Here is a 26,312-nt window from a genome sequence, read left to right as displayed (position 1 = left end):
GGTGCCCAGCACGGCTAGATCCCCACTCCGGTGCCCCTGAAGCGCAAACCGCATAACAGCACCCTCCAGCAATCATCGACAGAGCGCTGGGTTTGGACGGGCCTGCGTTCGATGAAACTATTAGGGTTGGGCGAGGCCGGGAAAGCCGGCCGTCGATCAAGGTCAAGGCCAATCCTTCTCGCCCTTGTTGCACCGAGTGAAAATGACTGGACCGCTGAGGATCCGGCCAACACCTTCGCCCGGGCCATCCGAAGGAGTTGTATGTCCAGCGCGCAAAATCTTGCGTCCGCATCGAGTTTGCCCTCACTGACTTCAGGTCCGCATTCCAAACGCCTGGGTTTGATCTCGATTGTCGCCTGCTTCGGCGGACTGCTCTTTGGATATGACACCGGGGTTGCCAATGGCGCCGAAGGACCGATGGCCGCGGAGCTTGGCCTGGACCTCCTGCAGGTGGGCGTGGTGATCAGCTCGCTGGTCTTCGCCGCCGCGGTCGGGGCGCTCGTGTCCGGGAAGATCGCCGATTCATGGGGCCGGCGCAAAACCATCGTCGCCCTGGCGGTCCTGTTCTTCGGGGGAACGCTATTCGTGGTTTTCTCGCCCGATGGTCCAGAGCCGGGAACCTTCTCCCCGATGGGGTTCGGCGTACTGGTTGCCGGCCGCATCATGCTTGGTGTGGCGGTGGGAGGGGCCTCCACCGTCGTGCCGGTGTACCTCGCCGAACTGGCTCCCCATGAGATTCGCGGTTCCATTACCGGCCGCAACGAAATGGCCATCGTGGCCGGCCAGTTGGCGGCCTTCGTCCTGAACGCGATCCTGGGCGCCTGGCTTGGCGGAAGCATGGACGGCGTCTGGCGCATCATGTTCTCCATCTGCGCCTTGCCAGCCCTGGTTCTGTTCTTCGGGATGCTTCGCATGCCCGAATCTCCGCGTTGGCTGGTGGAGAAGGGGCATTACCAGAAGGCGCTTGGAGTTCTCGAAACCGTTCGTTCTGCTGATCGTGCGCTCGCCGAAGTGCGCGAAATCCAAGCCATGGCCGAAAAAGAACAGCTGAAGAACAAGCCCGTCGGCGTCAAGGCGGTACTGAAGAACAAATGGCTCTTGCGCATTGTTTTCGTGGGCATCGGTGTGGCGACCATGCAGCAGCTGACCGGGATCAACTCGATCATGTACTACGGAACGCGGGTGCTGGAAGAGGCAGGCATGACCGCGCAGCAGGCGGTCCTGGCCAATATCGCTTTCGGCGTTGTTGCCGTCATTGGCGGCATCATCGGCCTGCGCAATATGGCCCGCCTTGATCGCCGGACGACCTTCATGATCGGGCTGTCGCTGACCACTATTTGCCATTTGCTGGTGGCTTTTGCCAGCATGCTGGTGCCGGCAGGAAGTGCGCTGCGCCCGGTCATCATCCTGATCCTCGTGGTGGCCTTCGTTGCCTCGATGCAGACTTTCCTGAGCGTGGCGGTCTGGGTTTGGCTTGCTGAGATCTTCCCTCTGCATATGCGTGGCCTGTGCATCGGCATCTCGGTCTTCTTCGGCTGGGGGACCAATGGCGTGCTGACGCTCATCTTCCCGACGTTGGTCACAGGCGTGGGAATCACCGGTTCCTTCTTCATCTTTGCCGGCGTTGGCGCGGTGGCGCTGTATTTCGTCGCTACCCAGGTTCCAGAAACCAGCGGGCGGACCCTTGAGGCATTGGAAGAGGATGTCACGAGCGGATCGATTTACCGTGCGCGATGAGCAGTGGGCGTGTCCGAGCCTGCCAATATCGTCTTTTGGCCACGATTTGAGAGCCAAGATTTTCTGAAGCCCTGGCGTTCGGCAAGCTCGGGGGAAACCCCGCCATCTGGCGGGGAATCTCGCCTAAATAAACATATGCATTAAATTGCATATGCGATCACTGCGGGCGTTTGGACGCCGCTGCATCCTACCTGACAGTAGTCAAAACGCGGGTCTTTGCAATAATGACCGTTGTGAACATTGCTCAGCCCGGAGAAGGGCGCCCAGGAAACCGACCCCCGTCGATGGCGGATGTGGCGGCCATGGCAGGGGTGTCTCATCAGACGGTCTCCCGTGTGCTGAATGATCATCCGAATGTCCGGGCCGGAACCCGCGACCAGGTGATGGAAGCGATCCGTCAGCTTGGCTACCGCCGCAATCGAGCAGCCCGTACGCTGGCCACCTCGCACTCCAGCACCATCGGCATCTTGACCGTCGGCAGCGAATTCTTCGGACCGCAATCCACCGTGCTCGCCATCGAGGCTGCGGCCCGCGCTCAAGGATATTTCGTGACTGTCACCGCCCTGGATCGCTACGACGCGCACAGCGCGAGCGAGGCGCTGAGCCACCTCGTGGATCAGGGGGTCGACGGATTGGTGATGGTGGCCCCTTTCGAGAAGGTCATCGATGCCCTGGATGACGCGGCGCTCGCGATTCCGGTGGTCGTGGTGGCCGCGCGCACCGAGGTTCCATCCGCGGATCCGGCTCACTACGTCTATGTCGATCAGCGCGAAGGTGCACGCTTGGCTACCGGTCATCTTCTAGCCCTGGGGCATCGCGCCATCGCGCATGTTTCCGGGCCGACCGGTTGGTTCGATGCCACCGAGCGCCAAATCGGCTGGCAGGAAAGAATGTCCGAGGCGAACGCCCCGATCATTGAGGTGCCGGCTGAATCCTGGCAAGCCCAGAGCGGCTACGAGGCGGGCCAGCGCTTGGTGGCCTCGGTGCGTGCGGGCGAGGTCACGGCGGTATTCGCGGCGAATGACTACCTGGCCACCGGCGTCTTGCGCGCCTTCTGGGAAGCCGGATTGAACGTGCCCAACGACGTTTCGGTCATTGGCTTTGATGACCTGCAGATCTCGAATTTCCTGATCCCTTCGCTGACCACAGTGCGCCAACCGTTCCGCGATGTTGGCCATGCGGCGCTCACCGAATTGCTGGATGGGGCAGCGACGGACAAGGCGCCGAAGGTGATTGCTCCAACGCTGGTCATCCGGGCAAGCACCGCGCCGCCAAAGTCCCGCTAAAGACCGCCTCGAAGCCAGCTCAGTGAAATGCGGTGTTGCCAATCACAAAATGTTAGCGCTAACATTGCATCGAGGTTTTGTTCCGCTCAGCGTATTTTTCCCAGACGCTTGGTGGATAACGATGGCAATGGCGCTGCTCACCGAGCTGTGCGAACGGAGAATTCATGGCAACACAGCTCAACGGGCCAACAGCCCGCGAGATCATCACCAGCGGTCATGCCGTGCTGGGCATCGAATTCGGTTCAACGAATATCAAAGCCAGCCTGATTGGCCCGGACCATCAACAGCTGGCCAGCGGCAGCCATGCCTGGGAAAACCAGTACGAGGACAAGAACTGGACCTACTCCCGTGAAGCGATCATCGCCGGCCTGCAGGACTGCATGGCCCAGGTGCTTGCCGATGCCCAAGAACGCCACGGTGCCCGCCCAACACGGCTAGGCTCCATCGGCATCTCCGCAATGATGCACGGCTATCTGGCCTTCGATGCCGCCGGCGAGCTGCTGGTGCCCTTCCGCACCTGGCGCAACACCTCCACCGCGCAGGCTGCCGCCGAGCTCAGCGAAGCATTGGACTTCAACATCCCCCAGCGCTGGTCCGTAGCGCACTACTTCCAAGCTCTGCTCAATGGCGAAGAGCACGTCTCGCAAGTGTCTAAGCTGAACACCCTGGCCGGCTTTGTCCATGAACTTCTCACCGGCAATTTCGTGCTCGGTGTCGGCGATGCCGCCGGTATGTTCCCCATCGATTCGGCCACCGGCAGCTACGATGCCCGGATGCTCTCGGCTTTCGACGCAGTGGCTGCCAAGCATGGAGCCACCACCGGACTTTCCGCGTTGCTGCCAGCGGCACTGCCTGCCGGCGCCGATGCCGGAACGCTGAGCGAAGCCGGATCCTTGCTGCTGGATCCCACCGGCCAGCTTCAGCACGGCAGCCCGATGTGCCCGCCTGAAGGCGACGCCGGAACCGGCATGGTAGCCACCAATTCGGTAGCCCAGCGCACCGGCAACATCTCCGCCGGCACCTCCATTTTCGCCATGGTGGTCCTCGATGCCCCGCTGAGGGAAGTGCACCACGAAATCGATGTGGTCACCACGCCCGATGGCCACCCGGTAGCCATGGTCCACTGCAATAACGGGGCCAGCGAATTCGCCGCCTGGGCCCAGGTTTTCGGGCAGTTCGCCCAAGCGCTGGGCAGCGAGGCCGATGGCAATGCGGTCTTCGAAACCCTGCTGCGAGCGGCGCTGGACGGTGCCGCCGACGGCGCCGGGCTTCTGGCCTACAACAACCTCTCAGGCGAGCCAGTCGCGGATCTGGCCGAAGGCCGCCCCGCGATCCTGCGCACCCCGGACTCCACGCTGAACCTGGCCAACCTCATGCGCGTCCAGGTATACGCAATGTTCGCCACCCTGAGCCTCGGGCTGCGGGTATTGGCTGCTGAAGGTGTCGAGGTCAAGCAGATGTTTGCCCATGGCGGCATCTTCCGCACCGCCGGGGTGGCCCAGCGCTTGCTGGCAGCCGCGATCAACACCCCGGTCCTGGTCGGCGACAGCGCCGGGCACGGGGGAGCCTGGGGCATTGCAGTCCTCGCGGCCTACCGCCGCCGGGTCCTCGACGGGCTGGCGCAGTCCCTGCCCGAATTCCTTGACTCCGAGGTGTTCGCTGGCGCCGCGTTGAATCTCGCCGAGCCGCTGGACGATGATCGCGCCGGCTTCGAAGCCTACCTGGAAACCTACGAGGCCGGCCTGGCCATCCAGCGCACGGCCATCACCGCCATCTAGGCATTGCACACAGTTCTGGACGAAAAGAGAAACCGATGAATCAACAACGAGCCTTGGAGAGCTATCCGCAATCCATGCGCGATGAAGTCCAACGGGCCCGCCAAGCAGTTGCCGACCTGCACGCCGAGCTTCCGCGCTACGAACTGGTGGTCTGGACCGCAGGCAACGTCTCCCAGCGGGTGCGCCACCCCGAGGTGGCCGATGGCAGCCAGGACCTCTTCGTGATCAAGCCATCGGGGGTCTCCTATGATGACTTGACCCCGGAATCCATGGTGGTGTGCACCCTTGATGGCCAGCTGCTGGACGGCGACCATGCGCCCTCCTCGGATACCGCGGCGCATGCGTACACCTACGAGCACATGCCGGACGTCGGCGGCGTGGTGCATACCCACTCCACCTATGCCACCGCGTGGGCGGCCCGTGGCGAGGACATCCCCTGCGTGCTGACCATGATGGCCGATGAGTTCGGCGGACCGATCCCCATCGGCCCTTTTGCAATCATCGGCGATGACTCCATCGGCCGCGGCATCGTCGCCACGCTGCGCGAATCCCGCAGCCCGGCGGTGCTCATGGCCAACCATGGCCCCTTCACCATCGGCAAGGATGCCCGCGCCGCCGTCAAGGCCGCGGTGATGTGCGAGGAAGTGGCCCGCACGGTGCATATCGCGCAGCAGCTCGGGGATCCGCAGCCCATCGACCCCGCGAAGATCGACTCGCTCTACGAGCGCTACCAGAACGTTTACGGACAGTAAGGACATCATGGCCAAGGCATATCACGACAAAGAAATCTGGTTCTTCACCGGAAGCCAGGACCTCTACGGCGACCAGACCCTGCGCCAGGTGGCCGAGCAGTCCACCGAGGTAGCCCAGACCCTGGACGCCTCCGCCGACGTCCCAGCCAAGATCGTCTGGAAGCCGGTGCTCAAGGATTCGGACTCCATCCGCCGCGCCATGCTGGAAGCGAATTCGGATGACAAGGTGCTCGGTGTCATCACCTGGATGCACACCTTCAGCCCGGCCAAGATGTGGATCAACGGCCTCAAGGCCCTGCGGAAGCCGCTGCTGCACCTGCACACCCAGGCCAACGTCGAACTGCCCTGGGATTCCATCGACTTCGACTTCATGAACCTGAACCAGGCCGCCCATGGCGACCGCGAATACGCCTACCTGGCCACCCGGCTCGGCGCGGCCCGCACCACCGTGGTGGGCCACGTCTCCAACCCTGCGGTGGCCCGCCGCGTGGGCACCTGGATCCGTGGCGCCGCCGGCTTCAACGCCGTGCAGGACCTGAACCTGGTCCGCTTCGGGGACAACATGCGCAACGTCGCAGTCACCGAGGGAGACAAGACCGAGGCGGAGATCCGCTTTGGCGTTTCGGTGAACACCTGGGCCGTCAATGACCTGGTCGAGGCCGTGGAAGCGGTCGCGGAGGCCGACATCGACGCCCTCGTTGCCGAGTACGAGCGCGACTACGATGTGGTGGATGAATTGCGCGCCGGCGGTGCTCGCCATGAGTCGCTGCGCTATGCGGCCCGCCAGGAAATCGCCTTGGAAGCTTTCCTGGGCCAGGCGAACGCCATGGCCTTCACCACCAACTTCGAGGATCTCGGCGGACTCAGGCAGCTTCCGGGCCTGGCCGTGCAGCGGCTGATGGGCAAGGGGTACGGCTTTGGCGCCGAAGGCGACTGGAAGACCGCGGTGCTGGTGCGCGCGGCCAAGGTCATGGGCGAGGGGCTGCCGGGCGGCGCCTCGCTGATGGAGGACTATACCTACGATCTGACCGAGGGCCAGGAGCTGATCCTCGGCGCCCACATGCTGGAGGTCTGCCCGTCGCTGACCACCACCAAGCCACGGGTGGAGATCCACCCGCTGGGCATCGGCGGCCGCGAGGATCCGGTGCGCATGGTCTTCAACGCCGATGCCACCGAAGGCGCCGTCGTGGTCTCCATGGCCGATATGCGCGAGCGTTTCCGCCTGACCGCCAACGTGGTCGACGTCGTCACCCCGCCTGCTGATCTGCCGCACCTGCCGGTAGCCCGCGCGGTGTGGAGCCCCCGGCCGAACTTCAACGTGTCGGCCGAATCCTGGCTGGCCGCAGGCGGCGCGCACCATACGGTGATGTCCACCGCGGCAGGCATCGAGGCTTTTGAAATCTTCGCCGAGATCGCCGGGACCGAATTGCTGGTGATTGATGAGGAAACCACGCGCCGGAACTTCGCCCAGCAGATCCGCGTGAACCAGAGCTACTACCGGCTGGCTCAGGGTTTCTAGTTCCTAGCCGTTGTCCCGCGGTTTTTCGCGCTGGCGCAGGCCAATCCCGGCCCTTCGCCGGCGTGACGAGTAAGGAATCTTAATTTATTGACTGCCCAGGGGTAGCGCAACCGGTATGTTAGCGCTAACATGGTGTGAGCCCAGTCTCACTCGCAGAGTGTGGCACATTTTCAAGGAGGAAAAGATGGCATGGAATAACTGGACCCGCAAGGCCGCGGCAACTGTAGGTTCCCTCGCATTGGTTACCGCGCTGGCAGCCTGCGGTGGCAGCGGCGCAGGTGGCGGCGCAGGCGCTGGCGACGGCGAATCAAAGGCGCCGGAAGACATCCAGGTCGGCGTGGCAATGCCGACCGAAACCTCGGAACGCTGGATCGCCGACGGCGATGCCGTCAAGTCCCAGCTGGAAGAGGCCGGCTACAGCGTCGACCTGCAGTTCGCCAACGACGACATCCCCACCCAGCAGCAGCAGATCGACCAGATGATTACCAAGGGCGACGACATCCTGGTGGTGGCATCCATCGACGGCACCGCGCTGTCCACCCAGCTGCAGGCCGCTGCGGATGCCGGCATCCCGATCATCTCCTACGACCGCCTGATCAACGGCACCGAGAACGTCGACTTCTACGTCACCTTCGACAACTACAACGTCGGCGTGCAGCAGGCCACCTCGCTGCTGACCGGCCTGGGCCTGCTGGATGCCCAGGGCAACAAGACCGACAAGAAGGGCCCGCTGAATATCGAGCTCTTCGCCGGATCCATCGATGACAACAACGCGCACTTCTTCTGGAAGGGCGCCATGGACACGCTCAAGCCATTCCTCGATGACAAGACCCTCGTGGTCAAGTCCGGGCAGACCGACATCGAGCAGGCGGCAACCCTGCGCTGGAGCCAGGAAGAAGCCCAGTCGCGCATGGAGGACCTGATCACCGCCAACTACGCCGGCGGCAAGACCAAGATCGATGGCATCCTCTCGCCGTTTGACGGCATCTCCCGCGGCGTGATCACCGCGCTGTCCAACGCCGGCTACGGCAAGTCGATGAAGGCCGGCCTGCCGGTAGTCACCGGCCAGGACGCCGAAATCGCCTCGGTCAAGCTGATCGATGACGGAGTCCAGTACTCCACCATCTTCAAGGACACCCGCAAGCTGGCAACCCAGGCCGTGGAAGCGGTCAAGGCCTACGCCGGCGGCGGCGAACCAGAAGCCAACGACACCGAGACCTACGACAACGGCAAGAAGGTCGTCCCATCCTTCCTGCTGGATTCGGACATCGTCATCAAGGACAACATCCAGTCCCTGCTCGTTGACTCCGAGTACTACACGGCAGAAGAAGTAAAGGCCGGCCAGAGCAAGTAGCCTCTTGTGCCCCACGCTGGCCGCAGCATCACGATGGTGCGGCCAGCGGCGGGCAGGGGTGCTCACCGCACACACCAAGGACGTCTGCACTATGGACACCACCATCCTGCAAATGCAGGAGATCACCAAGACTTTCCCCGGGGTCAAGGCGCTGGACGGCGTCAACCTTTCGGTCCGCAAGGGCGAAATCCACGCCATCTGCGGCGAAAACGGCGCCGGCAAATCCACCCTCATGAAGGTGCTGTCCGGGGTCTACCCGCACGGCAGCTACGAAGGCAAGATCATCTTCGAGGGCGAAGAACTCAAGGCCTCGAACATCAAGGATTCCGAGGCCCAGGGCATCGTGATCATCCACCAGGAGCTCGCCTTGGTGCCCTATCTGTCGGTGGCCGAGAACATCTTCCTCGGCAACGAAACCGCGCGCAGCGGCTTCATCGACTGGAACGAAACCAACCACCGCGCCGCGCAGCTGCTGGCCCGTGTCGGCTTGAGCGAACTGCCGGTCACCCCGGTGGGCCAGTTGGGCGTCGGCAAGCAGCAGCTGGTCGAGATCGCCAAGGCGCTGAGCAAGAACGTGAAGCTGCTGATCCTGGACGAACCCACCGCGGCGCTGAACGACGATGACTCCGAGCACCTGCTGAACCTGCTGCGCGAACTGCGCGATCAGGGCATCACCTCGATCATCATCTCGCACAAGCTCGGCGAGATCGAGGATATCGCCAACACCACCACCATCATCCGCGATGGCCAGTCCATTGAAGCCCTGGATATGGCCGATCCGGCCTCCAACCAGAACCGCATCATCCGCGGCATGGTCGGCCGCGAACTCTCCTCCCGCTACCCGCAGCGCGAACCGGAGATCGGCGACGTGGTCTTCGAGATCCGCGACTGGTCCGTGCAGCACCCCATCCAGCAGGAGCGCACCGTGGTGGACAAGGCATCCTTGACCGTGCGCGCCGGCGAAATCGTCGGCATCGCAGGGCTGATGGGTGCCGGCCGCACCGAGCTGGCCATGAGCGTGTTCGGGCACAGCTACGGCCGGAACATCACCGGCAGCGTGCTGATGGACGGCAAGGAGGTCGATACCTCCACCGTGGGCAAGGCCATCAAGGCCGGGATCGCCTACGTCTCCGAGGACCGCAAGAAGTTCGGGCTGAATTTGATCGAGGATATCCGGGTGAACACCACCGCGGCCGGGCTGGGGAAGATCTCCTCCAACGGCTTCGTGAACTCGCACCGCGAAATCCAGATCGCCGAGCACTACCGCAAGTCCATGCGCATCAAGACCCCCAACGTGATGGCGAAGGTCGGCAACCTCTCCGGCGGCAATCAGCAGAAAGTCGTGCTGGGCAAGTGGCTGCACACGGCCCCCGAGCTGCTGATCCTCGACGAACCGACCCGCGGCATCGACGTGGGCGCCAAATACGAGATCTACACGATCATCAACGAGCTGGCCGCGGCCGGCAAGGCGGTCCTGGTGATCTCCTCCGAACTGCCCGAGCTGCTGGGCATCTGCGACCGCATCTACACCCTGGCCTATGGCCGGATGACCGGCGAACTGCCGGTGGCCGAAGCCAACCAGGAACGCCTCATGGAACTCATGACCATCGAGAAGGAAAGCACCCGATGACCATCACCACAGAGTTGAAGGATATCTTCACCAAGAACTTGCGCACCTCGGGCATCTACATTGCCTTCGTGCTCATCGTGGTGCTCTTCAGCATCCTGACCAACGGGCTGCTGCTGAGCCCCACGAACATCACCAACATCGTCCTGCAGTACTCCTACGTGCTGATCCTGGCCCTGGGCATGATCATCGTGATTGTCGCCGGGCACATCGACCTCTCGGTCGGCTCGCTGGTGGCACTGACCGGCGCGGTCTCCGCGGTGCTGGTGATCAAACACGACATGCCGTGGTGGGCTGGCATGCTGGCCGGCATTGCGGTGGGCGCGATCTGCGGATTGTGGCAGGGCTTCTGGGTGGCCTACGTGGGCATTCCGGCCTTCATCGTGACCCTGGCCGGCATGCTGCTCTTCCGCGGGCTGACCTATGAAGTGCTCAACAACGTATCGCTCTCGCCCTTCCCGGGCGAATACGGGCAGATCGCCGGCGGCTTCCTCAACGGCCTGCTGGGCGGCTACGGTTTCGACACCTTCACCCTGGTGATCGGCGTGATCGCGGTGGCTGGCCTGGTCTACTCGCAGTGGCGCAACCGTTCCGGCCGTGCCAAGTACGGCCAGAGCGTTGAATCCCTGGCCATGTTCCTGGTCAAGAACCTCATCTCGGCCATCATCATCCTCTGGTTCTTTTGGCAGATCGCCACCAGCCGAGGCATGCCGATCGTGCTGATCATCCTTGCCGTGCTGATCCTGGGCTACCACGTGCTGACCACCCGCACCGTCTTCGGCCGCCACGTCTATGCCATCGGCGGGAACCTCTCGGCGGCCAAGCTCTCGGGCGTGAACGTCAAGAAGATCAACCTGTGGATCTTCATCAACATGGGCCTGCTCTCGGGCATCGCCGGCGTGGTCTTCTCCTCGCGTTCCAATGGCGCCCAGCCGGGCGCTGGCAACATGTTCGAGCTCGATGCCATCGCCGCCTGCTTCATCGGCGGCGCCTCGACCACCGGCGGCGTGGGCCGGGTCACCGGCGCCATCGTCGGCGGCCTGGTGATGGCGGTGCTCTCCAACGGCATGCAGCTGATGGGCGCGGGCGCTTCCACCCAGCAGATCGTCAAGGGCATCGTGCTGCTGCTGGCCGTGGCCTTCGACATCTACAACAAGCGCCGCGCAGGCGCCGGCAGCTAGGCCGCACCCGCGTCATGCCTGGCTGGGCCCTTCCGCACCGGTGCGAGGAGGGGCCCAGCCTGTGCCCCCATCCCCGGCACCGCACCAGCACAGAAAGAGGAACCATGCGCAGCGCCGCCAACGGCCAGATCGTCACCCTCACCGCCCACGGTTTCCGTGCCGAACTAGCCACCGTCGGCGCCACCCTGGTCAGCCTCGAATACCAGGGACGGCCGCTGGTGCGGGCCTTCGACCCGCACAAGGCCCGCCCGGTCTACTCCGGAGCGATCCTCGCGCCCTGGCCCAACCGGGTCACCGACGGCAGCTACACCTGGGACTCGGTGCGGCAGCAGCTGCCGATCACCGAACCCGATCGGGGCCACGCCCTGCACGGGCTGGTGGTCGACACCGATTTCGACCTCGCCGGGCACGGTGATGACTCCGCGCAGCTGCGCACCACCATCACCCCGAGCCGGGGCTACCCCTTCGAAGTGGAGCTGGTGATCAGCTACCAGCTGGAAGCCGAGGGGCTGCGCACTACCGCCACCGCCACCAACCTCGGAACCGAAGCGGCGCCCTTCGGCTGGGGCTCGCACGCCTACCTGGTGGCCCCCGGCGACAAGGTGGACCACTGGATACTGCGCCTGCCCGCCGCGCAGGTCCAGCTCACCGAAGGCCAGCGGCTGCTGCCCAGGGACGTGGTGGCCGTGGCCGGCACCGAACTGGACTTCCGCGAGCCGAGGCAGCTGGGCACCACCTTCATCGACCACGCCTACACCGCGCTGGACTTCGACGGCGGGAAGCTGGCCCGGGCGATCCTCACCGATGGGCAGGGCATTGGTGCGCAGATGATCTGGGACCAGGCCTGCGGCTGGGTGCAGGTGCATACCGCGGACCAGCAGGATCCGGCGCTGGACCGCACCGGCCTGGCCATCGAGCCGATGACCTGCCCGCCGGGAGCCTTCAACTCCGGCGACGACGTGATCCGGCTGGAGCCAGCCGGCACGCACCAAGCCAGCTGGCTGATCGGCCCGGTCCAGGGCAGCTGAGCCAGCGAGACTGATCCACCCCACTGAACCAACGACGTATCTGGAGACATTGCCATGCCGCAGGGCAACGCAGCACATGAAGCAACCCACCGGGTGCACCACCTCGCCGATGGCCGCGAAGCGATCTTCTTCGCCGATGCCTCCGGCAGCGTCCCCGAAGAAGTGCACGACACCCGGGCCCTGGATCCGCGCGGCGAGCCCGGGGAACTGCGCTATGACCGGCTGACCGGCGACTGGGTCGCGGTGGCGGCCCACCGCCAGTCGCGCACCTACCTCCCGCCCAAGGACCAGTGCCCGCTGTGCCCCAGCACGGGCGGGCGGCACAGCGAAATCCCCGCCGAGGACTTCAACGTGGTGGTCTTCGAAAACCGCTTCCCCTCCCTCGGCCCGGCGCTGGGACACACCCCGGCGGCCGCAACCGGCCAGGTGCCCGTCCCGGCCTACGGCCGCTGCGAAGTCGTGGTCTTCACCCCGGATCATGCAGGATCCTTCGCGTCGCTGGATGATGAGCGCGCCCGCACCGTCGTCCAGGCCTGGGCCCAGCGCACCGAAGAGCTCTCCGCCATGGAAGGCATCGCCCAGGTCTTCCCCTTCGAAAACCGCGGGCAGGATATCGGCGTCACCTTGCACCACCCCCACGGCCAGATCTACGCCTACCCGTACCTGACACCCACCGCGCGCAAGATGGCCGACCAAGCCGTCAAGCACCTGGAGGCCACCGGCCGGACCCTGATGGGCGACATCCTCGAAGACGAGCAGGCCGAAGGCACGCGCCTGGTGGCCCAAAGCGAGCATTTCTCCGTCTTCGTTCCCTATGCAGCACGCTGGCCGCTGGAGGCTCATCTGGTTCCGCACCGCCACGTGCCGGATTTCGTGGCGCTCCAGGACGAGGAAAAAGACGAACTGGCGGTCATGTACCGGGACCTTCTGCGGCGTTTCGACGCGCTGTACCAGACCCCGACCCCGTACATCGCCGCCTGGCATCAGGCTCCGATCGCCACCAGGGAACGCGCGGCCTCACGCCTGCACCTGCAGCTGACCAGCCCGCGCCGCGCCGCCGACAAGCTCAAGTTCCTGGCCGGCTCCGAAGCGGCCATGGGGGCTTTCATCAATGACATTCCCGCCGAAACCACGGCAGCAAGATTGCGTGAGGTCACCCTGTGAGCATCAGCGACAGCAAGGCCCACGCGGCCCGCGTCAGCGCGCTGCGTGAAAGATTCACCAGGACCTACGGGCACCACCCCGAAGGCATCTGGCGCGCGCCGGGGCGGGTGAACCTGATCGGCGAGCACACCGACTACAACATGGGCTATGTCCTGCCCTTTGCCATCGACAAGAATGCGCTGGTCGCCATCCGGCGCAAGTCGCAGCTGGAGCCGGATAGCACCACCCTGGACTTCGCTTCCACCTATGGGGGCGCGGACTCGAACCCGGTCACCTCGATTGCCATCGACGAACTGGTGCCGAAGGCCGTTCCCGGCTGGGCCGCCTATCCGGCCGCGGTGGTGTGGGCGCTGAACGAGCTGGACGGCGTGCAGCTCTCGGGCTTCGAGCTGCTGGTGGATTCGGATGTTCCGGTGGGCTCTGGCCTGTCCTCCTCCCATGCGCTGGAAGTCGGAACCATCGTTGCCCTCAACGACCTGAATAGCCTGGGGCTGACGCGCACCCGGATGGCACAGCTGACCCAGCGGGCGGAAAACGAGTTTGTCGGCGCTCCGACCGGAATCATGGACCAGAGCGCCTCGTTGATGTCCCACGCGCAGCATGCGCTGTTCCTGGATTGCCGTTCCATGGAGGCGCAGACGGTGCCCTTGCCGCTGGCCGAAAATGATGCTGTCGTGCTGGTGATTGACACACGGGTGGAACATTCGCATGTGGATGGCGGCTACGCCGCGCGCCGGCGCAGCTGCGAACAGGCCTGCGAAATCCTGGGGGTGGATGCGCTGCGCGATGTGGACAGCGTTGATGCCCTTGAAGCGATCGACGATCCGGTGATCAAGCGCCGGGCGAAGCATATTGTCACCGAAAACCAGCGCGTATTGCAGACCGTGAAGGTCCTGGGCGAGGGGGACCTCGACGCGGTCGGCGAGCTTTTGTGCCAGTCCCACGTCTCCATGCGCGATGACTACGAGATCTCCAGCGAAGAACTCGATGCCGCGGTGGAAGCGGCACTGGGTGCCGGGGCGATAGGCGCGAGGATGACCGGAGGAGGCTTTGGCGGCAGCGCCATTGCCTTGATCCATCGCGAACAGGTGGAGCAGGTCAGCAAGGCGGTGCTTCAGGCATTCGAGCAGGCCGGCTATGTGCAGCCGAATATCTTCACCGTGGTTGCCGACGAGGGCGCAGGGAAAGCCTAGCTTGTCGATCCACTGGTGGTGAGAGGCAGGGAAGCCCGGCAAGTGAAACTATCTAATTGACAGAGCGTGCAGTTGCGCGGCGATTTCGTCTGCCAACCCGCCAAGGACTCGTTGTGCGGTGAAGAACAGCGCGTTGAATACCACCAGATGACGGGAACTTGCCTGTCCCATTGCCCCGAGAGCCTCCGTTGTTCACTGGATATGGAAAGTCGCCGGATCAAACCTATACGATGATCAGGAGCCTAGCCTCGGTTCTGAATTACTAGAGAATTCAAGAAAGCGTAGGTAGGTTGCATCGCCGACACCATGAACTCGTTTGAAGGCGTATTTGAGCGATTCGTCATAGGTGTTCGTCGCGGCAACTTCGTATTGCGGATGAGGAATGTTGAGCAGGTTCTCGGTGATCTTCAGTGCGATTCTTGCTTTTGAAGTCCTGTTGGTTCTGCTGAATCCGAATATTCGCCTTATCTCGAACTCCGGAATCTGGCTAAGATGTCGAAGATCGCGAGCGGCTTCCGGGTACTGTGTCCTAAACGCCTGAAGTCGAGACAAGACGTCGAATTTGCCCGCTAATCCAGATGAAGAGTGGGTGGAGAATACGGCGTACAAGATTGCCAGCGAAATGCTCTGCGGAAGTTCGTGTGCGTCAGCTGCCTGGGCCGAGTTGGTCAGAGCGCGGTCAGTGTATGGCATGAGGGGACCTTCCTGCCGGCTGGGTCATGCAACGCCCAATGGTCACGGCGAAAATAGAATCTGGAAAAGGCCAATGATGTGAGCCGCTCATTGGATGGGTGCTTTTGGATGCGACGGGTTCGAAAATCCTTGTACATTCGAGATTTCGAACCCGTCGCTTTCCTCTCTGCCGAGGAGGGATCCTGCTGATCTGAACCGGCATCGACGGTTAGCCAATGAGGCGTGACAACTTCTCTAGCCCTTGTATTAGCACGTCATTCGGAGTGTTGATTGGTGGCATCAACTTGACGACTTCACCTTCTCGCCCGCACCGTTCGACAATAATGTGTTCCTCTTGGGCTCTCCTCTGGAACTCCTGGGCCTTCGCAGTCTCGCCGACACCAAAATCAATGCCACCGATCAGTCCCTTGTAACGAGTTTCCAGAATCTGGGTGCTACTGGACATGCTCTCCATCGCTGAAGCGAAAGTTTCAGCATTGTCATTGACCAGCTGGAGGAACGCTTCGTCCCTCCAGAACTGCAAGGCAACCCGGCCGGCGACAAATGCAAGCTGATTGCCTCTAAAAGTTCCGGTGTGTTCCCCCGGCTTCCAAGCATCAATGCCTCTGCGCAGAAATACCATTGCCATCGGTAGACCGAGTCCGCCTATGGACTTGGCCACGGTGATAATGTCAGGGACGATGCCGGAGTTCTCAAAGGAGAAGAACTCGCCTGTTCTGCCACAGCCAGTTTGGACTTCGTCTACGATCAATAGGACGCCGTTCGCCTTAGTCCACTTTTGTAGCTGTCGAAGCCATTCGCTAGAAGCCGCATACACGCCTGCTTGTATTTGGACGCCCTCAACGATCACTGCCGCAGGCAATTCGTTCCCACCACTAGAGTCTCCAAAGTGCTGGTTCAAATACTCGATGGAATCGAATTTTCCATTCGGCCCAAATTCGTACGGTACAAAAGTTACCTCATTGAGCAGAGGTTCTCCCGCTTGGCGCAGTTTTCTGCTGCCACTGACCGAGAGCGATCCAATTGACATTCCATGATAGGAACCACGAAAAGCGACAATTTCACGTCGTGAAGTGACGAGACGGGCCAGTTTCAAGGCCGCTTCATTTGCATCGGTGCCGGTGGGCCCGGTGAATTGGATCTTGTAGTCCCAATTTTTGGGAGTCAGCAGTGTACGCTCGATTTCTTCAAGCAGCTCGCGTTTAGCGGTGGTGAACATATCCAGTCCATGCAGGATGTTCCCCTCCGCAATGTAGTTCATTGCAGCTTCGATCATTTTTGGATGATTGTGACCATAGTTCAGCGCTCCCGCACCGGAGAAAAAATCCAAGTAACGGGTACCATCCGTGGAGATGGCGTAGGAACCACTGCCTTTTTCGAAGACTACGGGAAGGTCCCTGCAGTATGCCCGACATTCCGTTTCAATTCTTTCGAATATCCGGACGTCGGAAGATTTGAGGGTATCTGTTGTTTGCGTGTTCATGGAATGCTCCTTAAGATGCGCGCTGCCCATAAACTCAGTGGACTTTGCTTATTGATTTCTCCAATTTAGATGGTGGATATCCGTGGAGTGTTTAGGGGGTGATGTCTGCAACTCGAACTAATTATTTTCGCAATCAACCACCTTTCATTTTGGATATTATTACCTGCCCGATGGCAGAAAATACGTGGAGTGCCAGTTGGCTGAACCGCTGAGCGAACCGGGTCCAGGGCCGGATGGACGCATCGTGGGAAGTTGGGAACTTGGGCAGCCCACTAAGTGCCGTTGTGGGCCTTGTTGATACTTTGCCTGAACCCTTGGTCTCAGCTCCCCATGATGCGTTCGATTCAAAAATATGCCACCCCTCGGTAATGTTCTAAAGACTGTATGAGACATTACACACATACATCATGTAACATGTCAACATGCCTTTAGATAATGACACTGGGGAATCACTCACCGCGGCTGCATGGCTATCGAATACCGCCGGTGAAAAAGAGGGCTTAGCGGACATTGGGCAGCTGGTGGATTTCTATGACCGGTATGATTTCACGGGGAGGTTCGAAAGAACGGAACATGAGTTGCAGTCGGTCAGGGAAATTAGGCCGGTTATTCGGAGAATGCTGCTGTCAGATCGTGACGAAGCTCCAGGAGTTATCAACGAGATCCTGCTCAGCCGCCACGCAATACCGCAGCTGAACAAGCATGGCCAGCGGGATTGGCACATTCATGCGGTAGGTCCGCAAGCTTCCTTCGAGGACCGAATTCTGGTTGAGATCGCGCTGGCGATGTCCATCGCGGTTATCGCAGATGAAACGTCGCGCATTAGCACATGCCAGGCGACTCAATGCGAGAACATCGTTGTCGATCTGACACGGAATCGGTCACGTCGCTTTTGTAGTGTTCAATGCGGAAACCGAATGGCTGTTTCGGCATTTCGCAAACGGCAGACCCAGTAACAGCACGTAAATCATCTCGGTGCCGTCAAGCTACCGGAAGTTGTCGATCCATTCAATCGCGACTTCTATGGGCGACGATACATTCTGTGTAAGCGTGGACCGTTGACAGAATGCCTATGCGGTTCCATCCAATAACGAATTCGCCTTGATTCTTCGGCATCAACCACGGGGCTGCTTCCGAGCAGTCCAGATCGTGTTCGACGGACGGGCAACAACTTTCTTTCAGCTCACCAGCATGTTCACGAGACTCTTCTTTGCGTTGGGAACGCGAATGACGCCTGGCATCACTGCGGTATGCCGAATTGCTCAAGCAGGCAGCAGCAATGACTTTTATGTTGCCTAGAGCTGCAGCTTGAGCCCCACATGGCTCTTCTCGTAGCCCAGCCGCGCATAGAACTCGTGGGCCTTGAGCCTCGACGAATCGGTGGTCAGCTGTGCAAGCCGTGCGCCGCGGGCCCGGCCATGCGCGTGAGCCCATTCGAGCATCGCCCGGCCAACCCCATGGGACCTTTCGCTGGCGGCTACCCGCACTCCCTCGATCTGCAAGCGCGTGGTGCCCTTGCGGGACAGCCCCGGAATGATCGACAGCTGCATGGTTCCGACGACCGCGTCTTCCTCGTCGCGCACTACCGCAAGATAGTTGGACCAGTCGCGGCTGAGCTTGTCGAAGGCCCGCTCGTAGGCCACCAGCTCGTCGCCTTCGCGCGATGCCCCCAACTCGTCATCCGACAATAGTGCGACAATGGCTGGTACGTCGGAGCGTTCGGCGCGTTGCACCCGGTATCGGCGCTCGCCAAGGCGAAGCAGCCCGCCCACCGAAGCGCGGGCCTGGGCGCGAAGCTTGAGGATCAACGCATCCAGCCAGCCGCCCACATGTTCGCGGCCCTGGGGGGGTATCGGGGTAGCGGCAGCGCAGGTGCAGCCCGGCATCGTCGAGGATGAACCAGAGCATGACCCCGTCGGTGCGGATGGTCGCGCCAATGTACTGGGCTTGCAGCCCGATGGAATCAACGCGGACCGGAAGCCTGCGCAAATCCAGCCAGGAGATGGCGAACATGCCCGGTGCCTCTGGCATTCCGCCCCAGGGGTCGAGGATTTCTTCCAGCGGCCACGAACCGAGCCGCACCGCTTCCTTGACCGCTGCCGCGCAGGCCACGGGAGCAGGGTCCGCGGACTCGATGACGGAGTTGGTGATGAACCAGCCGACCGAGTCATCCCACTGGTGGTCGTAGCGGCTGTGTACCGGGAAGACAGCCCGCAGCGGGGCCCGCGCCAGGTCCAAGGTCACCGAGGTCATTGCGGAGATGACAGCCGTCAGCGTGGACACCGCATCCTCTTTGGCCTGGGCAGCGAAGGCGGCGCTGTCATCAACATCCAGGACATCGCGCACCTCGACCCGTTCGGCGTGAGGCACCGGTTCACCCAGCGGCAGCGGGAAGCGGGGCATCACCGAACCGCTGGCGTCGAGCACTTCAGCCCATCGCTGGCGCACCTGGCGCGGGGCTCGCTCCCGCTCGGCCAAAGCCCGAGTGTGCTCGGTGAAACTGGCGGCGGTCAGCGGCCGCGGGACGACTTCATCATCGGAGAGTCCCAGCGATCGCAAGAGGTCCCGCACGATGACCAGCATGGACCACATGTCCACGTGCGAATGGTCCGAAGCGATAACCACGGTTGATTCCAAGGCGGTCTCAAGCAGGCACAACCGGTGGGAGGGTGCGTTGAAGGGGGAGCAGGCCTGATCAAAAACATCGCGCAATGCCTCGTTCATGGACTGTCCGCTGGCTACCGGGTGCCGGACCCAAGCTCCAGGTCCCACGGTGATCTCTTCAAGGAGCAGCTCGCCGTGTTCATCCTGGCTGAAGGCGGAACACAGGGTTCCGTGGCAGTTGATGACTTCCAGCCATGCGCTGGCTAGGACATCGAGCTGAACCTTGGCGGGCAATCTGAAACTGATGGCCATCCAGGACCCGGGGCGATGGCCCAGTGAGACGTGGCGTCGCTGGTCGAAGGAAATGGGCAGTTCAACTCCGGTGCGCTGAACAGCGACGTCATATCCGTGCAATTTCCCAAAGGGCAGCCGTAACTGTGCAACGTTCGTCAGTCTCATGGCGTTATCCTATTACCCAAGATCGTCTATGACAGAAGCGGACTTGGATTATGGCGAAATTTAGTGTTCAAGGCGCTGAACTTGACGTGGAATTCAGTGATGAAGGCGGACATCCGGTAGTCCAGCTCCATGGCTTGACCTCCAGCCGGGCGCGGGACCGCGTGCTGAATATGGATTTGGGCCGGGGGCTAAGCGGCACGCGGCTGCTGCGCTACGATGCCCGCGGGCACGGCGAATCCACCGGGCAAACCGTCGTTGAAGACTACGAGTGGCAGAATTTGGCGGATGATCTGCTGGCTCTGCTGCACGAGTACTTCCCGGGCGAAAAGGTCTATGGCGTAGGACCATCCATGGGTTGTGCCACCTTGCTCTACGCTGCGATCAAGGAACCAGGACGCTTTTGCGGGCTGACCCTGCTGCTTCCGCCAACTGCCTGGGAGTCCCGCAAGGCGAAGTCGCAAGCGTACTTGAACCATGCCAGGGTGCTGGAAACCGAGGGCTGGGATGCCTTTGTCCAAGCCGATATCAATCAGCCGGTCCCTCCGGCGACCGTCGGGAACCCGATGACCCTGCCGGATAATTCTCCGGAGCTATTGCCGACCATTTTCCGGGGCGCGGCCGCCAGCGATCTGCCACAGCTTGCGGATCTGGCGCGCGTCACCGTGCCCGCGCATATCCTGGCGTGGACCGAGGACCCCTCCCACCCGGTGACTACCGCGCAGGCGTTGCTATACGCGCTGCCCCAAGCGAGGTTGCAGGTGGCCAGCACCCGCGATGAGGTGAATGCCTGGCCGCAGATCCTGATGGATGACGTGGCGAAGCATGGCGCACTGCACGCGGCGCAGCCGATTCACTAGCTTTTGAGCAGCTGCGCTGCGATCCGGTCCAGGGTGTGCGCGATCGCCAGGGACTCATCCAGCGGCATGATGGGCGACTCAAGCAGTCCTTCGCTGATGCATCGGGCGACGTGCGCGGCTTCCCAGCCCAAACCGGTGGCAGGGGAGTGCTCCGTGAAGTCTTGGCTGTCGGCGATACCGCCATCTGAGTTGCGCAGCACGAGCCGTGAGCTGGCAAAAATGGGGCGCTCCACTTCCAAGGTCGCCTCGGTCCCGGCGATCCAGGCGGCCTGCGGCGAATCGGTCTCGATGCTGCTGAAGATGCTGGAGGTGGACCCGTCGTTGTTGGCAAGCAGTGCCGTGAAAGATGCGTCGACTCCTGTCTGGGTCATCCGGCCTGATGCGTGCAGCAGCTGTTTGGCAGGGGAGAGCATGGCGCTGAATGCGACAGGGTAGATCCCGACATCGAGCAGGGCACCGCCGCCGAGGGCAGGATCGTAAATCCGGGAGGCGGGATCGACCGGGAATTTGGCTCCGAAGTCCGCGCTGATGGAGAGGATCTCGCCGAGCAGCCGTGATTCCAGGATTTGCGCTATCACGTTGCCGACGGGCAAGAGGCGTGACCACATGGCTTCCATGGCGAAAACGCCGGCAGTTCTGGCAGCAGTGATTACCTGCTGGGTTTGGTCCGCGTTGAGGGTCATCGGCTTCTCGACCAGGACATGCTTGCCGGCGTTGATGGCCTTGATGGCTAGTTGCGCATGTCCGCTGTGCGGGACGGCGATATAGACCACGTCCACTGACGGGTCGCTAAGCACCTGGTCATAGGAATCGTAAGCTCGGGTGTCGCTATCGCCATGGGTCCGGGCGAACTGCGTGGAGCGTTCTTGGCTGCGTGAACCCACGGCGGCGATGCGGCTCTGGGTCAAAGAATTCAGCGAGGTCGCGAATTGCCCGGCAATCCACCCCGGTCCCAGGATTCCCCAATTCAACGCCGGAGCCGTGGATGGATGTGGCGCAGTTGGCTGGGGCAAGGCTAAGGACACGGAAGCTCCATCGGCAGGTGTTCGGGTGGCTGATCATCACCTTAGTGGTTCACGGATGCCAGTGGAAGAGAGCGCGTTCATCGGCATAGGAACCCCACAGGGCAAGCTGGGCCCGCCCTCTGCCATCCTTCCTAGGCTGTAGATGCGTACTTATTTCAGACTCTTTGCGTCAGGAGAACAGCCATGAAGATCCCGCCACGTAGATACGGCAATCGCGACTTGCCTCGGCCGGAGGAAGACCTCGAAGATCAGGGTTTAGCCTTCGATGTCGGAACGCTGATCGAGCGGCGCAAGGTTCTAGCCGGAGTAGGGCTAGGCGCCGTGGGCCTGGCCCTTGCAGCGTGCTCGCCAGCTTCCAGCTCAAGCTCCTCTGGCGTTGCCGAGATCCCCGATGAAACCGCTGGCCCCTATCCGGGAGATGGTTCCAATGGCCCGGATGTCTTGGAACAAAGTGGCATTGTTCGAAGCGACATTCGTTCGAGCTTCGGTGAAAGCACCGCCACCGCCGAAGGCATTCCGATGACCCTGGAACTGAACATCGTGGATATGGCCAACGGCAACAAGCCGTTCAAGGACGTGTCAGTTTATGTCTGGCATTGCGACCGCGATGGCGGATACTCCATGTACTCCACGGGTCTGGAAAACGAGAACTATCTGCGCGGAGTCCAGGTGGCAGACGGCAACGGCCTGGTGCGGTACACCAGTATCTTCCCGGCTTGCTATGTGGGACGCTGGCCCCACATCCACTTTGAAATCTACCCGGATGCGCAGTCCATTACCGACTCCACCAAGGCGATTGCCACCTCCCAGGTGGCGTTGCCGGAAGACATCTGTGATGTCGTATTCGCTACCAAGGGATATGAGCAGTCCGTGGCAAATCTGGAAGATCTGACCTTGGAGAGCGACAATGTCTTCGGCGACGACGGAGGGGCTTCGCAGCTGGCTACCGTGACCGGCGATGCCACGTCCGGGTACATGGTGAAACTCACGGTCAACGTTGATACCGCTACCGAACCGGCAGGCGGTTCTGCGCCGGATGGCGGCGGCATGGGAGGCGGTACGCCACCGTCCGGTGGTCCAGGCGGGCAAGGAGGAACTCCTCCCTCGGGCGGCCCCGGTGGCACTCCACCGTCAGGAGCTCCGTCCATGCCGCCTAACGACAATGGAGCAATGAGCTCATCTTCGGAGCAGTCGGACAGCTGATGCGCATGGCCAGCGGGTATCGCGAGATATCTGCTGGCCCTCGCGTCCTGCAAGGAAGAATCAAACGCCAGCTTGCTGATCAGCTCACGACAATCCGGGCAAAGCGCGTGAGCTGCTGGCTCTGATTGATGTAGGAGAAGTCTTGATTCGTAGCGAATGCGTAATGCTCGCCAGCGGCGCGCAGCACTGTTTCTCCTGTGGTCTGAATGCGGAGCTCGCCTTCGACAACAAGAATCATTTCTGACCAACCCGCAGGATCAGGTTCGCCGACATAGCTTTCTCCCGGATCAAGCGACCAGCTCAGAAGCTGCGCTTCCTTGTTGGCAGGAACCGAGGCCATCAGCGTCCCAACGCTCTGCGGATGCTGCCCTCTCCAAACGGCTTCGTTGACCGAGGATCTTGGAGCCGTGGGCTCCGCAACCAAATCGACGAATGTCACGCCCAGCGATTCGGCAAGCCGGTCGAGTCCGGTGAGGCTGATGTTCGCTTCGCCGGCTTCCAGCTTGATGACCGTGCGCCGGCTGACTCCTGATTGGTCGGCCAGTGCCGCCTGGCTCAGGCCCGTGGCCAGGCGTAGCCGGCGAACATTTCTGCTGACGTGGGTCAGGACATCTGTGCTGTCGCTCGTTTGCATGTGCACTATTATTCACCATAAGATTGTGCATTATGTTGCACAATGAGTTCCGGTGGCGTGCGTTCTCCCGCCAAGAAGTGGTCTTGGTCCTTGCCACGGTTGTCTGGGGCGCAACCTTTCTGATCATCCACATTGCCGTGCAACACAGCGGCCCGTGGTTCTTCGTTGGGATGCGGTTTATCACTGCAGGCCTGATCAGCGCCCTGCTCTTCGCGCGGGCACTCAAGGGCCTGACTTTCAAGGAAATAGGTGCCGGCACGGCCATTGGAGTCATGATCTTCTTCGGTTACGGCCTGCAAACCGCCGGATTGCAGACGCTCAACAGCAGCACCTCGGCCTTCATCTCCGCCCTCTATGTTCCGCTGGTGCCGTTGCTGCAATGGGTTGTCTTCCGCAAGAAGCCGGGGCTGCTCACTTGGATCGGCGTGTCACTGGCCTTCATCGGGCTTGTTCTCTTGGCCGACCCCGGAAGCGTTGGGCTCACCTTCGGCACGGGCGAGCTCGTCACGATTATCAGCACATTGCCAATTGCCCTGGAGATCATTCTCATTGGCTGGTTCGCCGGCAAGGTGCATCTTGGGCGCGTCACCGTGGTGCAGTTATTGGTAGCAGGGGTGCTCGGGTTTCTGGCGGTTCCTGCCGTCGGCGAGCAGGTCCCGGAGTTCTCGTGGGTGTGGGTCATTGCTTCAGTGGCCCTCGGCGTGGCTAGCTGCATGATCCAGCTTGCGATGAACTGGGCGCAGAAGTCGGTCTCGCCGACGAAGGCCACAATTATCTATGCCGGAGAACCTGTCTGGGCCGCGATCATCGGTCGTATCGCCGGAGACCGGCTGCCGCCGGTGGCCATTGCCGGCGCGCTGCTCATCGTGGCTGGATCGCTGGCCAGCGAGCTGCGTCCGCGTCGTCGGGGCAAGGCGGCGAGGCTGGCAGATTCGCTGGAAGGCATCAGCCAATAATCAACCGGCAGGGGGTGCCGCGGGGCTTTGCCGGGATGCCGAGCTCAAACAACGGCGGCGTCCACCAGCTTGGCGCCAAGGTCGACTAATTGGCCGTCCACGTATGTGCCGAGCACTTCCAGGGAACAAAGTTCCTCAGGTGAAACGCCCAACGGATCCGCGGCAAAAATACTCAGATCGGCAGGCAGCCCAACCTCTATCCGTCCGCCCCTAGCGCCCGAGCTTTCGTGCACGTTCACGGTGTAGCCTTCCAAAGCCTCAAGCGCAGAAAGCTTGTGGCGGGGGTACGCGCTATCGCTTCCAGGCACTTCCGTGCGGCGCCTGGTCTGCGCATCAGCCATGATCAAGCGCGGGTCGAAGGGCGCAATAGGCCAATCCGATCCAAGCGCCAGGACAAGCCCCGCATCCTTCACATCGCGCAGGCGGAAAGCAAAGCCCGAGCGGTGCTCGCCCAAGCGGCGGGACCAGGTATCGGTGCCATCGGCACGGACAAAATGGGTGCAGTGCGTGGGCTGCATGCTGATGGTCGCACCGGAATCCTTCAAGCGGGCAAAGTCTTGGTCGTTGATCTCCTCCAGGTGTTCGATTCGGTGGCGTAAGCCGTTCTTGGGAAGATCCGCGATGGCTGAAATAACGTAACCGATTCCTTGATCGCCGATGGCGTGCGTCGTGGTTGTCACCCCGGCTTCGTCGAGGGATCGCAGGTTCTGGACGTATTGCCCTGGATTCAAATACAGGGAGGCGGTGGATTCGCCCTCGGTGTCTGGTTCATAGAGCCACGCGGTGCCGTTATCGATCGTCCCGTCGATCATGAGCTTGACTCCCCGAACATGCCAGCGCCGTCCGTGAGTGCCTTGGAGATCGATCATCTGGTCCAGGGTTCCGGTATCGTCGCTGGCCATGATCCATGGGGCGATGCGTAGCTTGATCGGCAAGTCGCCGCGTGCTTCCAACCGGCGGAAGATTTCTAATGAATCAGGGTCTGCCAGGTCAAGCATTTCTCCGCCGGTGAGCCCGCTGGCAGCCATGTTGATGAAAAGCCGATAAACCGCGTCAACCTTGTCATCGATGCTCAAGGGCGGCAATGCGGATTCAACCAGGGCCATCGCCGCGAACTCGCGGAGAAAGCCTGTAGGTACGCCGTTTTCATCGACAACCACGCTGGAGCCGTCCGTGAACGTCTCGGTTCCTCTTACTCCGGCGAGCTGAAGCATCGACTTCGATGCCAGTGCCGAATGGGCATCGAAGCACGAGATGTAGGCAGGCCGGCCCGCCAACGCACTGTCGATAAAACCGCTGCTTGGTTCAGACGCGCCAAAAATAGAGACGTTCAATCCGTGGCCGAGGACGATCTCCTTCGGGCCGAGCTTGCTTGCGTACTCGGCGAGCCGCAGGCTTGCTTCCTCCACGGTTCTAGCGTCTCCGAGGAATACCCCGCGAGCGACTGATTGGCCGAACACCGGGTGAATATGGGCGTCGACCAGCCCGGGCGTGATGGCGGCTTCGCCGTAATCGATGACCTCGGTATCCGCTGTGATCCACCCGGCGGCCTCGCTGGCGGTGCCCAGGTGGGAAATCAGGCCGTCGGTGATGCCTATGGCTGATACGTCTTCCGCTGTCCCGAGCGTGTGGATTGTTCGTGCGTAGAGCACGGTCTGAGGACCAGGCATCGACTTACTCCAAAATATTAATGCTGTTAATTATTTTTGAGTCTAACGTCGACGCAATTTGCTGTCCATGATTTGATGGAGATTGATTGGCCCCCACCAAGCAGGAAGA

Annotated in this window: 23 protein-coding genes; 15 read left to right on the top strand and 8 right to left on the bottom strand. The window is 61.8% G+C overall.

The features are described from left to right. Positions 1-261 precede the first annotated feature (261 nt). The 11 genes from OF385_RS16100 to galK all read left to right on the top strand — a co-directional run bounded on the left by OF385_RS16100 (position 262) and on the right by galK (position 14,619). The gene (locus OF385_RS16100) at positions 262-1,737 is read left to right on the top strand and encodes a sugar porter family MFS transporter (protein WP_264276312.1); all 1,476 of its coding nucleotides are present in this window, start codon (positions 262-264) and stop codon (positions 1,735-1,737) included. A 224-nt stretch (positions 1,738-1,961) separates the two neighbouring features. Then, the gene (locus OF385_RS16095; RefSeq protein WP_264276311.1) at positions 1,962-3,023 is read left to right on the top strand and encodes a LacI family DNA-binding transcriptional regulator; all 1,062 of its coding nucleotides are present in this window, start codon (positions 1,962-1,964) and stop codon (positions 3,021-3,023) included. 164 nt (positions 3,024-3,187) lie between these two features. Next, a complete protein-coding gene (locus OF385_RS16090) occupies positions 3,188-4,801 on the top strand; it encodes an FGGY-family carbohydrate kinase (protein WP_264276310.1) in 1,614 nt (537 codons plus the stop codon). A 35-nt stretch (positions 4,802-4,836) separates the two neighbouring features. After that, positions 4,837-5,553, top strand: coding sequence for an L-ribulose-5-phosphate 4-epimerase (locus OF385_RS16085; protein WP_264276309.1), 717 nt, complete (start codon positions 4,837-4,839; stop codon positions 5,551-5,553). Between the two features lie 7 nt (positions 5,554-5,560). Further along, the gene (araA, locus tag OF385_RS16080; RefSeq protein ID WP_264276308.1) at positions 5,561-7,072 is read left to right on the top strand and encodes an L-arabinose isomerase; all 1,512 of its coding nucleotides are present in this window, start codon (positions 5,561-5,563) and stop codon (positions 7,070-7,072) included. A gap of 184 nt (positions 7,073-7,256) precedes the next feature. After that, a complete protein-coding gene (gene chvE / locus OF385_RS16075) occupies positions 7,257-8,426 on the top strand; it encodes a multiple monosaccharide ABC transporter substrate-binding protein (RefSeq protein ID WP_264276307.1) in 1,170 nt (389 codons plus the stop codon). Positions 8,427-8,517: 91 nt separating this feature from the next. After that, positions 8,518-10,056 carry a multiple monosaccharide ABC transporter ATP-binding protein gene (mmsA, locus tag OF385_RS16070; protein ID WP_264276306.1) on the top strand — a complete coding sequence of 513 codons (1,539 nt, stop codon included), beginning with the start codon at positions 8,518-8,520 and terminating at the stop codon, positions 10,054-10,056. Next, positions 10,053-11,234, top strand: coding sequence for a multiple monosaccharide ABC transporter permease (mmsB, locus tag OF385_RS16065; RefSeq protein ID WP_264276305.1), 1,182 nt, complete (start codon positions 10,053-10,055; stop codon positions 11,232-11,234). Before mmsA ends, mmsB begins: the two co-directional genes overlap by 4 nt. 104 nt (positions 11,235-11,338) lie before the next feature. Beyond that, the gene (locus tag OF385_RS16060) at positions 11,339-12,262 is read left to right on the top strand and encodes an aldose 1-epimerase family protein (protein ID WP_264276304.1); all 924 of its coding nucleotides are present in this window, start codon (positions 11,339-11,341) and stop codon (positions 12,260-12,262) included. A gap of 54 nt (positions 12,263-12,316) precedes the next feature. Further along, entirely contained in the window at positions 12,317-13,426 is a 1,110-nt protein-coding gene (gene galT, locus OF385_RS16055) for a galactose-1-phosphate uridylyltransferase (RefSeq protein WP_264276303.1), read from the top strand. Then, complete coding sequence (gene galK / locus OF385_RS16050) at positions 13,423-14,619, top strand: galactokinase (RefSeq protein ID WP_264276302.1); 1,197 nt, start codon at positions 13,423-13,425, stop codon at positions 14,617-14,619. Before galT ends, galK begins: the two co-directional genes overlap by 4 nt. Before the next feature lie 48 nt (positions 14,620-14,667). Here the strand turns inward: galK and OF385_RS16045 are convergent, their stop codons facing one another. The 3 genes from OF385_RS16045 to OF385_RS16035 all read right to left on the bottom strand — a co-directional run bounded on the left by OF385_RS16045 (position 14,668) and on the right by OF385_RS16035 (position 16,795). Next, positions 14,668-14,790, bottom strand: a complete 123-nt coding sequence (locus OF385_RS16045; RefSeq protein WP_264276301.1) for a hypothetical protein — start codon at positions 14,788-14,790, stop codon at positions 14,668-14,670. A gap of 63 nt (positions 14,791-14,853) precedes the next feature. Then, entirely contained in the window at positions 14,854-15,312 is a 459-nt protein-coding gene (locus tag OF385_RS16040; RefSeq protein WP_264276300.1) for a hypothetical protein, read from the bottom strand. Between the two features lie 208 nt (positions 15,313-15,520). Beyond that, positions 15,521-16,795: a diaminobutyrate--2-oxoglutarate transaminase gene (locus OF385_RS16035; protein ID WP_264276299.1), complete on the bottom strand. Its 1,275-nt coding sequence runs from the start codon at positions 16,793-16,795 to the stop codon at positions 15,521-15,523. Positions 16,796-17,217: 422 nt separating this feature from the next. Here OF385_RS16035 and OF385_RS16030 point away from each other — a divergent pair, with 422 nt between their 5' ends. Beyond that, entirely contained in the window at positions 17,218-17,751 is a 534-nt protein-coding gene (locus OF385_RS16030; RefSeq protein ID WP_264276298.1) for a CGNR zinc finger domain-containing protein, read from the top strand. A 339-nt stretch (positions 17,752-18,090) separates the two neighbouring features. On the opposite strand, the gene OF385_RS16025 is transcribed toward OF385_RS16030, so the two are convergent. Both OF385_RS16025 and OF385_RS16020 read right to left on the bottom strand, forming a co-directional pair. After that, positions 18,091-18,483, bottom strand: coding sequence for a GNAT family N-acetyltransferase (locus OF385_RS16025; RefSeq protein ID WP_319019159.1), 393 nt, complete (start codon positions 18,481-18,483; stop codon positions 18,091-18,093). Next, complete coding sequence (locus OF385_RS16020; RefSeq protein ID WP_264276297.1) at positions 18,473-19,858, bottom strand: peptide synthetase; 1,386 nt, start codon at positions 19,856-19,858, stop codon at positions 18,473-18,475. The genes OF385_RS16025 and OF385_RS16020 overlap by 11 nt, the downstream gene beginning before the upstream one ends. A 50-nt stretch (positions 19,859-19,908) precedes the next feature. Here OF385_RS16020 and OF385_RS16015 point away from each other — a divergent pair, with 50 nt between their 5' ends. Further along, positions 19,909-20,715 (top strand): alpha/beta fold hydrolase, encoded by an 807-nt coding sequence (locus tag OF385_RS16015; protein ID WP_264276296.1) that lies wholly within the window; start codon positions 19,909-19,911, stop codon positions 20,713-20,715. On the opposite strand, the gene OF385_RS16010 is transcribed toward OF385_RS16015, so the two are convergent. Then, positions 20,712-21,740 (bottom strand): Gfo/Idh/MocA family protein, encoded by a 1,029-nt coding sequence (locus OF385_RS16010; protein ID WP_264276295.1) that lies wholly within the window; start codon positions 21,738-21,740, stop codon positions 20,712-20,714. The genes OF385_RS16015 and OF385_RS16010 overlap by 4 nt on opposite strands. 183 nt (positions 21,741-21,923) lie before the next feature. Between OF385_RS16010 and OF385_RS16005 the strand changes: the two genes are divergently transcribed. Further along, a complete protein-coding gene (locus OF385_RS16005) occupies positions 21,924-22,943 on the top strand; it encodes an intradiol ring-cleavage dioxygenase (protein WP_264276294.1) in 1,020 nt (339 codons plus the stop codon). Between the two features lie 79 nt (positions 22,944-23,022). Here OF385_RS16005 and OF385_RS16000 read toward each other — a convergent pair whose 3' ends face one another. Further along, positions 23,023-23,577 (bottom strand): XRE family transcriptional regulator, encoded by a 555-nt coding sequence (locus tag OF385_RS16000; protein WP_264276293.1) that lies wholly within the window; start codon positions 23,575-23,577, stop codon positions 23,023-23,025. A 32-nt stretch (positions 23,578-23,609) separates the two neighbouring features. Here OF385_RS16000 and OF385_RS15995 point away from each other — a divergent pair, with 32 nt between their 5' ends. Beyond that, entirely contained in the window at positions 23,610-24,533 is a 924-nt protein-coding gene (locus tag OF385_RS15995; protein WP_264276292.1) for a DMT family transporter, read from the top strand. Between the two features lie 44 nt (positions 24,534-24,577). Here the strand turns inward: OF385_RS15995 and OF385_RS15990 are convergent, their stop codons facing one another. Further along, on the bottom strand, positions 24,578-26,203 hold the full coding sequence (locus OF385_RS15990; RefSeq protein WP_264276291.1) for an amidohydrolase: 1,626 nt from the start codon (positions 26,201-26,203) through the stop codon (positions 24,578-24,580). Positions 26,204-26,312: the final 109 nt, after the last annotated feature.

It is taken from the genome of Glutamicibacter sp. JL.03c (genome assembly GCF_025854375.1).
Classification (GTDB): Bacteria; Actinomycetota; Actinomycetes; order Actinomycetales; family Micrococcaceae; genus Glutamicibacter.
Note: the sequence above shows the minus strand (reverse complement) of the source record. Positions and strands in the feature narration are given on the sequence as shown.

What these genes read in the sequence shown, in the direction of transcription:
- OF385_RS16095 (WP_264276311.1), top strand. Translation starts at nt 1,962, where the DNA reads ATGACCGTTGTGAACATTGCTCAGCCCGGAGAAGGGCGCCCAGGAAAC.
- OF385_RS15990 (WP_264276291.1), bottom strand. Translation starts at nt 26,203, where the DNA reads ATGCCTGGTCCTCAGACCGTGCTCTACGCACGAACAATCCACACGCTC.
- mmsB (WP_264276305.1), top strand. Translation starts at nt 10,053, where the DNA reads ATGACCATCACCACAGAGTTGAAGGATATCTTCACCAAGAACTTGCGC.
- araA (WP_264276308.1), top strand. Translation starts at nt 5,561, where the DNA reads ATGGCCAAGGCATATCACGACAAAGAAATCTGGTTCTTCACCGGAAGC.
- OF385_RS16005 (WP_264276294.1), top strand. Translation starts at nt 21,924, where the DNA reads ATGAAGATCCCGCCACGTAGATACGGCAATCGCGACTTGCCTCGGCCG.
- mmsA (WP_264276306.1), top strand. Translation starts at nt 8,518, where the DNA reads ATGGACACCACCATCCTGCAAATGCAGGAGATCACCAAGACTTTCCCC.
- OF385_RS16030 (WP_264276298.1), top strand. Translation starts at nt 17,218, where the DNA reads ATGCCTTTAGATAATGACACTGGGGAATCACTCACCGCGGCTGCATGG.
- OF385_RS16085 (WP_264276309.1), top strand. Translation starts at nt 4,837, where the DNA reads ATGAATCAACAACGAGCCTTGGAGAGCTATCCGCAATCCATGCGCGAT.
- OF385_RS16100 (WP_264276312.1), top strand. Translation starts at nt 262, where the DNA reads ATGTCCAGCGCGCAAAATCTTGCGTCCGCATCGAGTTTGCCCTCACTG.
- OF385_RS16060 (WP_264276304.1), top strand. Translation starts at nt 11,339, where the DNA reads ATGCGCAGCGCCGCCAACGGCCAGATCGTCACCCTCACCGCCCACGGT.
- OF385_RS16000 (WP_264276293.1), bottom strand. Translation starts at nt 23,577, where the DNA reads ATGCAAACGAGCGACAGCACAGATGTCCTGACCCACGTCAGCAGAAAT.
- OF385_RS16020 (WP_264276297.1), bottom strand. Translation starts at nt 19,858, where the DNA reads ATGAGACTGACGAACGTTGCACAGTTACGGCTGCCCTTTGGGAAATTG.
- chvE (WP_264276307.1), top strand. Translation starts at nt 7,257, where the DNA reads ATGGCATGGAATAACTGGACCCGCAAGGCCGCGGCAACTGTAGGTTCC.
- OF385_RS16040 (WP_264276300.1), bottom strand. Translation starts at nt 15,312, where the DNA reads ATGCCATACACTGACCGCGCTCTGACCAACTCGGCCCAGGCAGCTGAC.
- OF385_RS15995 (WP_264276292.1), top strand. Translation starts at nt 23,610, where the DNA reads ATGTTGCACAATGAGTTCCGGTGGCGTGCGTTCTCCCGCCAAGAAGTG.
- galT (WP_264276303.1), top strand. Translation starts at nt 12,317, where the DNA reads ATGCCGCAGGGCAACGCAGCACATGAAGCAACCCACCGGGTGCACCAC.
- OF385_RS16015 (WP_264276296.1), top strand. Translation starts at nt 19,909, where the DNA reads ATGGCGAAATTTAGTGTTCAAGGCGCTGAACTTGACGTGGAATTCAGT.
- OF385_RS16090 (WP_264276310.1), top strand. Translation starts at nt 3,188, where the DNA reads ATGGCAACACAGCTCAACGGGCCAACAGCCCGCGAGATCATCACCAGC.
- OF385_RS16035 (WP_264276299.1), bottom strand. Translation starts at nt 16,795, where the DNA reads ATGAACACGCAAACAACAGATACCCTCAAATCTTCCGACGTCCGGATA.
- OF385_RS16045 (WP_264276301.1), bottom strand. Translation starts at nt 14,790, where the DNA reads ATGGGACAGGCAAGTTCCCGTCATCTGGTGGTATTCAACGCGCTGTTC.